The sequence below is a fragment of the Yersinia pekkanenii genome (assembly GCF_001152565.1).
GTDB lineage: Bacteria > Pseudomonadota > Gammaproteobacteria > Enterobacterales > Enterobacteriaceae > Yersinia > Yersinia pekkanenii.
Map to the genome: position 1 here is coordinate 1 of NZ_CQAZ01000001.1, position 10,800 is coordinate 10,800.

Genomic DNA, 10,800 nt, shown 5'->3' on the forward strand with positions numbered 1-10,800 from the left:
ATAAAATAATTACCCGCCCTCCGATTAAAGAGCCTGAAATAATACCCGAAGTTATTCTACTAGAACGAAAAGTATTAAATCGCTACGGTTCTAACGCACGAATTCATTAATAATCCCACCCTGCCTGTAACCTCTCAAGGCGGGGACTTTTCTCCGACTCTCACCACTTCGCCCTTGCCGTTTAAGGGCTTTTTCTCTGGCTAGCCTGCCAAAATGAGCACTGCATGCATATAGTGCATGATTTTGCATGCAACGCCCCGGCATCAAAACACCTGAAACACCGCACCACAAGGGCTTGTAGGCTCTCTATGTCATGCATGAAAAGTGCATGATAAAGTCAGAGCGCGTAGGCGGGGGACCATTGCGCGCGGGGGCGTTAAAGCATCGTTTCTTGTAATTGTGATACATTCTCCAAACGCACTAACGGAATGAGGTGTGAATGATAAAGCAAGTTAGTTTTTCTATGCATATACTCTAGTTTAATTATTTATTTGCTTGCCATAGGAAGTAAAAATCACTTTTTCTAGCTTCTTCTTTGCCTTTCAATGTTTTACTTAAATCAATCATTGCACTGACTAATGCAGCCCCCCCTCCAGCTGCGGCAAATAAGTGACTAAAATCACTTGGTAATACACCTGAGTATAGACCAAAAGACATTGCTCCAGATCCGATTATAATTTTATCCCTTAGTCCACTTCTGGTTTTTGTTTTCCAATCTCTGACTTTCTTTTCAATAATGTTTATTTCCGGAAGTATTTGATCTCTAAATAACTCAGAGATATCCGATTCTTTCCAATCGCCACTTTTTTTAATCATTGTATTTATCTTATCTCTATAGACATAAAATGCCTCCGCCTCTCGATCTCTTAACGTTAATATATCATCTAAGCTCCTGCTTTGAACTGTAGGCAAGTAATGTTTAATAGTTGAATCAAATGAAGTTGAATTAGCCTTGTAAACTGAATTGTTTAGTCTACTAGCAATATCCATTTGAATCTGATTGTCACATAAATATGAAGTGCCATAAAAAAATGAATGCCACTCTTGGTTAGATAGATCATTTATAATTGGACTTATTACCAAGCTTAAAATTCCCTCATCGATTATTTCTTTTTTTGAAAATAAATATGGCATTTCTTTAGTACATAGGTTCTCAATATAATCGCCAAGTGGCTCCATTATATGAAAGTACATTACGCCATGATCGATGAGGCCTGTAGGACTCTTTATCTCAAAAAATGGTTTTCTTTCTTCCTCCATTCCTAATGAAATCTCACAAGTTTCTAGCATAAACTCATGGAGTAAATCATAAAGTTTATTTTCTTTTTTGGTTATTTTTTCTGACAATGGTTTTGCTAATGATATGTGATGATCATGACAAAGAGAAATTCTGTTTTGTGCGTACTTAATAATACCTCTCTTAATTAATGGTTTTAGATATAGGTAACTATATATTGCAGCGATTAAATCTTGTCTTAGCATTAAGTTCAATTTTTCAGGGCCAGCAATAAATATTCTTTCAAATGGGTTTTGAATATATACTTCATCGGTATATAAGGATGAGAATGATGCTAACTGTTTGATTTTTTCTATTCTACACTCAGGGGCGGCACATGGATGACGGCCACCACTTAAGGATGAGTTAGCAACAAATGAAAAATTTTCATTTGGTTTCTCAGGAAGCCCAAAATAATAACGAGTTATAAGGTACAATGTTTCAGCGAATTCGAATACATAATCATTATCAGCATTCAATAATGTATCTTCGATATGACCATCAATACCTAATCTTATAACTTCATCAAACTCTTTAATAAACTCCATTTTTTATCCTTAAAGTAGTTTTACAAACTAGGTAATACAATTATTTATATACTAAAAAATTATTAATAAACATCATTTCTTGATATAAACTTCTTTACCCCACCAATGCATCAATTCATACCGTTGCTCAAGGTATGTAGAGCGATTATATGCTCTTCTGACTTCGTTCTTGTCACTGTGAGACAGCGCAGCCTCGATAACATCGGCGTTAAAGCCAGCTTCATTCATCGCAGTGCTCGCAATAGAGCGTAGGCCATGTGCAACTAGTTTCCCACCATAGCCGATACGTTTTAATGCCGCATTTGCAGTCTGACTGTTCATTGGTTTTTTGGGATTATTACGGCTAGGAAATACATATTCCTGATGGGCGCTGATAGGACGCATGATTTCGAGTATTTCTAGTGCTTGATCTGACAGCGGAACGATATGATCGCGTTTTGCCTTCATCCGTTCTGCCGGAATACACCATTGCTTATTCTCTAAATCGATCTCTAGCCAAGCTGTTGCCGAGGCTTCAGCAGGGCGTATCAGTGTTAGTAATTGCCATTCAAGTAAGCAGCGGGTGGGTATCGACAGATTGCTCATGGCTATAGTACGCATTAGCTTGGGTAATTCTTCAGGCCTGATGGTGGGCATATGCTGCTTTTTAGGTCTTTCAAACGCATTACCAATACCTGATGCTGGATTGGCATCAATCAAACCAACATTGACTGCATAAATCATTATCTCGTTTATACGTTGCACCAATCGCCTAACCGTCTCTAATGCCCCACGCGCTTTGATTGGCTCTAATACTTGAATCAGGGTGCGTGCTTTGAGTTCTTGGACAGGAATATTTTCGATGCTGGGTAAGATATCTTTTTCAATAGAACGCCAAATATCTTTCGCATGGGCTGCACTAACGTGGCTCTCTTTCAACTCGAACCATTTGCGGGCGACATTCACAAAGATACTTTCCTCAGCTATCTGGAGCTTTTCAGCCTCTTCACCAGCTCTTGCTTGGGGATCTGTCCCTCGGACTAACATCGCTAGTTTCTCTGCGCGTACCTCTCTGGCATCTGCAAGGGATAGAGCTGGGTAAGCGCCGAGGCTGATCATAGTGCGTTTACTACTGTTGGGAAGTTGATAGCGGAAACGCCAAATTTTCTTGCCAGTGGTTTTGACTAACAAAAATAAACCATCACCATCATGCAGGGTAAGGTCTTTATCGATGGCTTTCGCTTTTTGTACTTCAGTGTGGGTGAGGGGGCGTGTAGTCCGCGCCATGCAAGGTTCTTCCCTGTAATTGGTATACGTTTATTGGTATACATCTTAGCGTATACCAATTTGTATACCAATAAACATCGGTTTCAGGCGGATATCCTCGGACTAATACAGACACAAAAAAGCCCGCAAACCTATATGGTATGCGGGCTTTCCGTACTTCTCCGGACTTATCTGGTAATACCCGGATCATTATTTGGTGGAGCTGGGGGGATTTGAACCCCCGTCCGAAATTACTACGCCGTCGGCACTACATGCTTAGTCCAGTCATTACATTCGCCGGTTAGCTGCGGACGGACACGCCACTAACAAACTATCCTGATTGGGTTTAACGTTTTCACCCCAGGCAAGGTGTCCACGCGATCTCTTTTAGGTTTGACCTCTCTTGATCCCCGTCCTAAGAGCGGAGGCTAGGGAGAGAGGGAATCTTCAGTTTCTTAGGCTGATTAAGCTGCTAAAGCAGCAGATTCGTATTGCGAGTCGTTTGCAATTATTTTTTTTGCGGTTTTTTACGAGGCCTCCGCACCTCGGCATGCACCTTGGGTTTCGCGAATCCCGTCGAATCCAGAATCAGCCCCAAAGAACTTCTATAGTATATCAGAACTATACACTGATAAGCCAGAGACTTAACGGTTAGCGTGTTTCATTATTCTGGCTTTATCGACCTGCCATTCACGATCTTTGATATCATCGCGCTTATCGTGATCTTTCTTACCTTTTGCGACGCCGATTTTAACTTTAACCCAAGCATTTTTCCAATATACGGAAAGGGCAACTACGGTAAAGCCGTCGCGGTTAACTTTACCGAGCAGTGAATCCAGCTCGCGTTTGTTTAGTAGCAGTTTACGGGTACGCATTGGCTCGCAGACAACATGAGTCGAGGCAACGTTCAACGGCGTAATGGTGGCGCCAAACAAGAAGGCTTCACCATTTCTAAAGGTTACGTAGCTATCACTAATGTTGGCTTTGCCAGCACGCAGAGATTTTACTTCCCAACCTTGCAGTGCAAGACCCGCTTCGAACTCTTCTTCAATGAAGTATTCATGGCGGGCACGTTTATTTTGCGCAATGGTTGCGGAACCGGGTTTGTATGCTTTTTTCTTTGTCATAGTGTTGATCATTATACTGTATGCGGAGGCGAATGAAATCCTTTCCCGCAGGATGCCTGTGCATTTTGTCTCATTTGTTGCGCAGAATGCCTAGCAGATTTTTTGTCTGACGGTAGATAAATGGTATTATCAGGGCGTTTTATGTCTCACAGGAAATGTTATGCCACAGATTAGCCGCTCTGCGTTGGTTCCATTTAGCGTAGAACAGATGTATCAACTGGTTAATGATGTTCGTTCTTACCCAGAGTTTTTACCTGGTTGTACCGGAAGCCGGGTGCTTGATGCTACTGAAAATGAAATGACGGCTGCCGTAGATGTTGCCAAAGCCGGTATTAGCAAGACCTTTACTACACGCAATATATTGACTGATAACCAGAGCATTGATATGCAACTGGTTGATGGGCCATTTCGTAAATTGATGGGAGGTTGGCATTTTACCCGCCTGAGTGCAGATGCTTGTAAAGTTGAATTGCACCTCGATTTTGAATTTACCAATAAGTTGGTTGAACTGGCTTTTGGTAAATTATTCAAGGAATTAGCTGGAAATATGGTGCAAGCGTTTACCCAACGGGCGAAAGAGGTTTATAGTGCCTGATATGCGCGTTGAGGTAGTTTATGCCTTGCCTGAGCGTCAATATATACGCATTGTTTCTCTTGAGGCGGGCAGTACCGTTGAGGATGCCATCAAAGCATCGGGTTTGCTTGAGTTACGATCAGATATTGATCTGACAAAGAATAAAGTGGGTGTTTACAGTCGCCCGGTAAAGCTTGGCGACAAGCTTAACGAGGGGGATCGTGTTGAGATTTATCGCCCACTGATCGCTGATCCTAAAGAACTGCGCCGGCAGCGAGCTGAACAAGCAAAAAAATAAGGCACGATCTGCGCCTTATTTTTTTGTTGTAGCCCTGGACTGCTATGGAAGAAAAAACATTTGCTGCCATATAGAGGTCTCAATATTAGTAGGTTTGGCACCTAAAACCTTAATCAGCATTTGCTCCTTCAATCTGTTCTGCAATCTTCGGATAAATTAATTTCCTGCTAACGTTGGTTCATTTTTGATATCAGTCAGTACACCACTGCTATCAAAGGTTAACGTCAATGTCTGTTGCGTTATTTTTTCGTGCCCCGGTTGCTGGCGGAATACATAGAACCAGGTTTGGGTACCAAATGGATCCTGCAACATTGGGGTGCCTAAGGTATATGCCACTTGTTGCTGGGTCATACCCTTATGAATTTTGGACGCATCATTAGGTGATAAATAGTTACCCTGATTAATATCAGGCCGGTAGACCACCTTCTCCAGCGTTGAACAACCCGCAGTAAGCATTGCAAGCATCACAGCGGCGGCAGTCAGCATTTTACAGCGCATAGTAATCACATTCCTTTAGGGCGTAGGATGACGATGATAATAGACCTTGCAGCAGTTGGAAACCTTTACAGGGCACCTGTATGACCTCTGGAAAGGAAAAAAGTTAATCTTTTCTACGCTGCGAGCAATTCTTTTGCATTTGCCAGGGTATTTTTCGTCACTTCACTGCCGCCCAGAAGGCGCGCCAACTCTTGCAAGCGGGCTTTTTTATCTAACCGATGCATATGCGTTTCGGTTTCAGTGCCATCAGTTTGTTTACTCACAAAGAAATGTTGATGACCACAACCTGCCACTTGAGGCAGGTGAGTGACACACATGACCTGGGTCGATTCACCAAGTTGACGCAGCAGACGGCCTACAATCGCAGCGGTCGGACCACTGATACCAACATCGACCTCATCAAAGATAAGGGCAGGAGTGTCCATTTTACGCGCTGTAATGACCTGAATTGCCAATGCAATGCGCGATAGCTCCCCTCCCGAAGCGACTTTGGCTAGCGCTTGTAGCGGTTGGCCTGGGTTGGTTGTAACACAGAACTCAACCCGCGTCGCTCCTTCAGCACTGAGGTGCTCAGGCTCAAAATGGGTGTCAATAGTGAACCTGCCGTGTGGCATCGACAGCTCATGCATGCTTTCGGTGATTAGTGCAGCCAGTTCATCAGCATAATGTTGACGCTCTTGGTGCAACCGCTTGGCAACAGACAATGCGTGCTGATAGTGAGTATTTACCACATGACTGAGCTGTTCGTGATCGTTTTCTTGCTGTGAGAGCAGTTTCTGCTCAGCCAATAACTGCTGATGGAACTGCGGTAACTCTTCCGGTGCTACATGATGTTTACGGGCCAGATTTAATTGACGGGATAACCGTTGTTCCAGTTCAAACAGGCGGTTAGGGTCCATATCCAATTGTTCTGCATAGTGGCGTAATTCATCACTGGCCTCACTAATTTGGATGGAAGCCTCTTCGAGCATATTCAGCAGATTATTAAATTGCTCATCCATACTTGCCAATTCGGTTAACTGATTTTTGGCTGAGTAGAGTTGGCTGAGGATATTATTCTGATCGCCATCTGACAGTAGCTGTAGTGTCTGTTGACTGAGTAACAACAACTGCCCACTGTTCGCCAATCGTTTATATTCGATATCAATTTGTTCATATTCCCCAGCTTGTGGGGCAAATGAATTCAGCTCTTTCAACTGATATTGTAGTAACTCGTGGCGGGCATTACGTTCTAGCGATTGCTGCTGATGGAGCGCCAGCGCACGGCAGCTTTGGTGCCAGATTTGATAGGCCGCTTTCATCTCAGCCAGCAGGACAGATTGATCAGCGTAAGCATCTAATAATTGTTTTTGATGGTCCGGTCTTAACAGTAACTGGTGGGCATGTTGACCGTGAATTTGGATCAGATGTTGGCCTAACTCCCGTAATTGGGATAAAGGGACCGCCGTTCCATTAATAAAGCCCCTTGAGCGGCCATCGGTACCAATAGCTCGCCGCAACAGGCATTCGTTGCTGTCGTCAAGATGGTTGTTTTCCAACCACTGACGGGCTGATGGGGTATCTGTCAGTGAGAAGCGGGCGCAAATATCGGCACGTGCTGCCCCCAAACGCACCATGCTACCGTCTGAGCGGCTGCCAAGACACAGCCCCAATGCATCTATGGCGATGGATTTACCCGCCCCAGTTTCGCCAGTAATTGCGGTCATTCCGGGCTGAAAATCAATTTCTAACTCACGTACAATTGCAAAATTACTGATGGTTAATTGGGCCAGCATGGTAAATCTCCTGTACATAAACACATATCTGTATTTGAATACAGTATAGACTGGTTTTATATACAGTAAAGTCCCTAGGCCACTTTTTAGAATAATTTTTTTGACCAACCCAGTTTTGTACTTAACGTATTGAAATAGCTGTAATCCTTGGGGTGGATAAGATTGAGATGAAAATCACTGCGCCGGATTAAAACTTCTTCCCCCTCCTGAATGGGTAAGGCTATTTGACTGTCACAGCTTATTTCCAGGTCACTGATCATTTGTGAAAACTTCAGGCGGATGGTGCTGCTACTATTAATGACGAGTGGGCGAGCGGTAAGGGTATGCGGGAACATGGGAACCAAGACGATAGCATCCAGTGTGGGTGTCAGGATCGGGCCACCTGCGGAGAGCGAATAAGCCGTCGAGCCGGTGGGGGTAGCGATGATCAGGCCATCAGAACGTTGAGAGAAAGCGAAGCGATCATCGATATACACTTCGAATTCAATCATATGGGCCACTTTACCCGGATGTAAAACCACTTCATTGATCGCAGTGCTGATACGGCTTTGTTGATCAGTGCGGGTGACTTGAACTTCTAGCAAGAAACGTTGCTCGCTCAGATATTCACCTTCCAATACATCGGAAAGTTGTTGCTGGGCATTATCTGGGTCTAAATCGGTCAGAAAGCCGAGATTACCTCGGTTGACTCCGATCACTTTGATATCATAGCGGGCAAGTACCCGTGCGGCACCGAGCATATTGCCATCACCGCCGACCACCACGGCCAAATCAGCCTTTTGGCCGATTTCAGCCAAACTGCCGGTAACGGCATCGATTAAATTAAGATCTTTGGCAATTTGCTGTTCAACTATCACCTCATAATCTCTGTCGTTTAGCCAGTGGTAGAGCATTTCATGGGTGGCAAGTGCGGCCGGATGCCGTGGGTGACCAACAATACCAATACAATTGAAGCTTTTATTATTCATTGCCGTGATTTTCCTTACTGGGGTGTCTTTTGTCCCACATTATGACCGGTTCCCTTGAATCCCCGGTTTTGATCCCCATAATAAGCCAAGTAGCGAGATTAATGCTAAAACGCGGAGATATCCATGAGTAGTAAAGAACAGAAAACATCAAACGAGCAAGTCTCGGAAGAAATGGAAAATGCAGCAGAGCAGCAAGTGGATGCGACACAAGAGATGGATGAAGGCGTAGATCCGCGTGTTGCCGAGCTTGAGGCGCAGTTGGCTGCGGCCTTACAACGTGAGCGCGAAAGTTTGCTACGCGCCAAGGCTGAAGTTGAAAATATCCGTCGTCGTACTGAATTGGATGTTGAGAAAGCGCATAAGTTTGCTCTGGAAAGATTTTCGGCTGAATTATTACCCGTGATCGATAATCTGGAACGAGCGCTGGATACTGCTGATAAAACCAATACCGAACTGACCTCGATGATTGAAGGTGTCGAACTGACGCTAAAATCACTGCTTGATGCAGTAGGTAAATACGGTATTCAAGTTGTCAGCGATACTCACGTGCCGTTTAACCCTGAAGTTCATCAGGCAATGACGATGCTTGAATCTGCTGATCATGAACCAAACCATGTGATGATGGTGATGCAAAAAGGCTATACGCTGAATGGCCGTCTGTTGCGCCCGGCGATGGTTGCGGTATCTAAAGCGAAAGCTTAAGGTGTCCTGATGCGATAAAGGCACCTTCCGGTGCCTTTTTTTATCCAACTGTTTGAATTTATGATGCTTTATTATTCAGGTAGTGTGGGTTGCCAGTCAATCGGTTGCTGAGCGTGCTGTTGCAGCAGTTGATTTGCCTGCGAAAAGTGCTTACAGCCAAGAAAACCGCGATGTGCGGAAAGTGGTGATGGATGTGGCGCTTTCAAAATAAAATGGCGCTGGGTATCAATGATACGGCCCTTTTTCTGCGCATGTGCTCCCCACAACATAAAAATCACACCATCGCGATGTGCATTCAGGGCCGCAATGACTTTATCCGTAAAGGTTTCCCAGCCAAGGTTGGCGTGAGAGTGCGCTTTACCTGCTTCAACCGTCAGCACAGTATTAAGCAGTAATACCCCTTGCTCAGCCCAGCTTTGTAAGAAGCCATGGTTAGGGCGCTGAAAGCCGAGAATATCGGTAGACAGCTCTTTGTATATGTTGACCAACGAAGGGGGAGCAGGCACACCCGGCAGCACAGAAAATGATAGTCCATGTGCCTGATTTGGGCCGTGATAAGGGTCTTGGCCCAAGATAACAATTTTAACCTGATCCAATTCGGTCAGACGAAACGCGTTAAATACATCCTTTGGTGCTGGGTAGATAGTCTTGCCAGCACTGCGCTCTGCTGCCACATAGGCCAGTGTATCCCTAAAGTAAGGCAGTTCTTTTTCCTCGCCGATCACATCGTGCCAGGTAAGGGAGGCAGCCATACACACTCTCCTTGGTTTCTGTAAATGATTGATGTGCGTTAGCTTACCGGTTCAAACCTGCGAGTGAAACCGTTAAACCCCTGCTTGTGACGTGACGATGTTTTTTTGACCGCTCCATGTAAAAAATGTTGAAAATTTACAAAAATAATTGCTATTGGCTCCCTTGATAAAATTGATATAAAACATAAATTTGCCAGTGGCTTGGTTGTCGATGTGGCTGAAAGATTGATTTAAGTCAAAGAATTCCGGTTGTCTGACTGGTATATAGAACAATAAGACAACAATGGTTTTACCAAATAACCAAGATAGTTCTCTTTCCCTTGGAATTTAGAACTGTATTACGGAGGCACCAAATGATTACTGGTATCCAAATTACTAAAGCTAACAATGAAGCTTTGCTGAACTCTTTTTGGCTGTTGGATGATGAAAAAGCTGAACTGCGCTGTGTTTGCGCTAAATCCGGCTATGCTGAAGACCAAATCGTTCCTGCAAGTGAATTAGGCCAGATCGAATATCGTGAAGTTCCACTGGAAGTGCAACCGACTGTGCGCGTTGAAGGCGGTCAGCATTTGAACGTTAACGTTCTGCGCCGCGAAACGCTGGAAGATGCAGTGAAAAACCCAGAAAAATATCCTCAGTTGACGATCCGTGTTTCTGGTTATGCCGTGCGTTTCAACTCACTGACACCAGAACAACAACGTGATGTGATTACCCGTACTTTCACTGAAAGTCTGTAATTTTGCCATAACGATCAAGTCACAAAATTTTGAAGGGGGCCTCGGCTCCCTTTTTTTCATCTATGATTTATTAATCGATAAATGTGAATCTGTTCACATTTCGCTAGTTATATAAGTAAATTTTCCCCACTTCATTTAAGAACTCATCCGATGTGTCGATAGATAAGCTCATTGAGCCTGGCTCAATATTGGGATTATCTTTCGACAAGGAGTTGGCATGAGTGGACCTGTCAGTTTGATAGCACCTGTGACATTATCAGGTTTAATGAGACGAGCGACTCCGGCTGCAAACGTGAGGGG

General features: G+C 44.1%; 11 protein-coding genes, 1 other RNA gene and 1 pseudogene. 5 read left to right on the plus strand and 8 right to left on the minus strand.

The genetic code is table 11. From position 1 onward, the window contains the following. Positions 1-110: pseudogene (locus tag AEP37_RS25915) on the plus strand (ogr/Delta-like zinc finger family protein); the annotation flags it as partial. Positions 111-483: 373 nt separating this feature from the next. Here AEP37_RS25915 and AEP37_RS00005 read toward each other — a convergent pair. The 4 genes from AEP37_RS00005 to smpB all read right to left on the minus strand — a co-directional run bounded on the left by AEP37_RS00005 (position 484) and on the right by smpB (position 4,196). Further along, positions 484-1,824, minus strand: a complete 1,341-nt coding sequence (locus AEP37_RS00005) for a hypothetical protein (RefSeq protein ID WP_049607968.1) — start codon at positions 1,822-1,824, stop codon at positions 484-486. A 72-nt stretch (positions 1,825-1,896) separates the two neighbouring features. Then, entirely contained in the window at positions 1,897-3,090 is a 1,194-nt protein-coding gene (locus tag AEP37_RS00010) for an integrase domain-containing protein (protein ID WP_049607971.1), read from the minus strand. Between the two features lie 194 nt (positions 3,091-3,284). Beyond that, positions 3,285-3,665: a transfer-messenger RNA gene (ssrA, locus tag AEP37_RS24440) on the minus strand. A 48-nt stretch (positions 3,666-3,713) separates the two neighbouring features. Then, positions 3,714-4,196 carry an SsrA-binding protein SmpB gene (smpB, locus tag AEP37_RS00015; protein ID WP_049608454.1) on the minus strand — a complete coding sequence of 161 codons (483 nt, stop codon included), beginning with the start codon at positions 4,194-4,196 and terminating at the stop codon, positions 3,714-3,716. Between the two features lie 160 nt (positions 4,197-4,356). On the opposite strand from smpB, the gene AEP37_RS00020 reads away from it, so the two are divergent. Next, positions 4,357-4,791 carry a type II toxin-antitoxin system RatA family toxin gene (locus AEP37_RS00020; RefSeq protein WP_049607974.1) on the plus strand — a complete coding sequence of 145 codons (435 nt, stop codon included), beginning with the start codon at positions 4,357-4,359 and terminating at the stop codon, positions 4,789-4,791. Beyond that, positions 4,784-5,068, plus strand: coding sequence for an RnfH family protein (locus AEP37_RS00025; protein ID WP_049607977.1), 285 nt, complete (start codon positions 4,784-4,786; stop codon positions 5,066-5,068). Before AEP37_RS00020 ends, AEP37_RS00025 begins: the two co-directional genes overlap by 8 nt. A gap of 156 nt (positions 5,069-5,224) precedes the next feature. Here the strand turns inward: AEP37_RS00025 and bamE are convergent, their stop codons facing one another. The 3 genes from bamE to nadK form a co-directional block, all read right to left on the minus strand. After that, positions 5,225-5,566 (minus strand): outer membrane protein assembly factor BamE, encoded by a 342-nt coding sequence (gene bamE, locus AEP37_RS00030; protein ID WP_049607982.1) that lies wholly within the window; start codon positions 5,564-5,566, stop codon positions 5,225-5,227. Positions 5,567-5,679: 113 nt separating this feature from the next. Then, a complete protein-coding gene (gene recN / locus AEP37_RS00035) occupies positions 5,680-7,341 on the minus strand; it encodes a DNA repair protein RecN (RefSeq protein ID WP_049607984.1) in 1,662 nt (553 codons plus the stop codon). A gap of 86 nt (positions 7,342-7,427) precedes the next feature. Beyond that, positions 7,428-8,309 carry an NAD(+) kinase gene (nadK, locus tag AEP37_RS00040; protein WP_049607987.1) on the minus strand — a complete coding sequence of 294 codons (882 nt, stop codon included), beginning with the start codon at positions 8,307-8,309 and terminating at the stop codon, positions 7,428-7,430. A 123-nt stretch (positions 8,310-8,432) separates the two neighbouring features. Between nadK and grpE the strand changes: the two genes are divergently transcribed. After that, on the plus strand, positions 8,433-9,011 hold the full coding sequence (grpE, locus tag AEP37_RS00045) for a nucleotide exchange factor GrpE (RefSeq protein ID WP_049607990.1): 579 nt from the start codon (positions 8,433-8,435) through the stop codon (positions 9,009-9,011). Positions 9,012-9,082: 71 nt separating this feature from the next. Here the strand turns inward: grpE and ung are convergent, their stop codons facing one another. Beyond that, entirely contained in the window at positions 9,083-9,763 is a 681-nt protein-coding gene (gene ung / locus AEP37_RS00050) for a uracil-DNA glycosylase (protein WP_049607993.1), read from the minus strand. Between the two features lie 353 nt (positions 9,764-10,116). Here ung and grcA point away from each other — a divergent pair, with 353 nt between their 5' ends. Beyond that, positions 10,117-10,500: an autonomous glycyl radical cofactor GrcA gene (grcA, locus tag AEP37_RS00055; RefSeq protein ID WP_049607995.1), complete on the plus strand. Its 384-nt coding sequence runs from the start codon at positions 10,117-10,119 to the stop codon at positions 10,498-10,500. The last annotated feature ends 300 nt before the right edge of the window (positions 10,501-10,800 follow it).

Excerpts from the sequence above, each read along its gene's own strand:
- AEP37_RS00005 (WP_049607968.1), bottom strand. The coding sequence starts at position 1,824 with ATGGAGTTTATTAAAGAGTTTGATGAAGTTATAAGATTAGGTATTGAT.
- AEP37_RS00010 (WP_049607971.1), bottom strand. The coding sequence starts at position 3,090 with ATGGCGCGGACTACACGCCCCCTCACCCACACTGAAGTACAAAAAGCG.
- smpB (WP_049608454.1), bottom strand. The coding sequence starts at position 4,196 with ATGACAAAGAAAAAAGCATACAAACCCGGTTCCGCAACCATTGCGCAA.
- AEP37_RS00020 (WP_049607974.1), top strand. The coding sequence starts at position 4,357 with ATGCCACAGATTAGCCGCTCTGCGTTGGTTCCATTTAGCGTAGAACAG.
- bamE (WP_049607982.1), bottom strand. The coding sequence starts at position 5,566 with ATGCGCTGTAAAATGCTGACTGCCGCCGCTGTGATGCTTGCAATGCTT.
- recN (WP_049607984.1), bottom strand. The coding sequence starts at position 7,341 with ATGCTGGCCCAATTAACCATCAGTAATTTTGCAATTGTACGTGAGTTA.
- nadK (WP_049607987.1), bottom strand. The coding sequence starts at position 8,309 with ATGAATAATAAAAGCTTCAATTGTATTGGTATTGTTGGTCACCCACGG.
- grpE (WP_049607990.1), top strand. The coding sequence starts at position 8,433 with ATGAGTAGTAAAGAACAGAAAACATCAAACGAGCAAGTCTCGGAAGAA.
- ung (WP_049607993.1), bottom strand. The coding sequence starts at position 9,763 with ATGGCTGCCTCCCTTACCTGGCACGATGTGATCGGCGAGGAAAAAGAA.
- grcA (WP_049607995.1), top strand. The coding sequence starts at position 10,117 with ATGATTACTGGTATCCAAATTACTAAAGCTAACAATGAAGCTTTGCTG.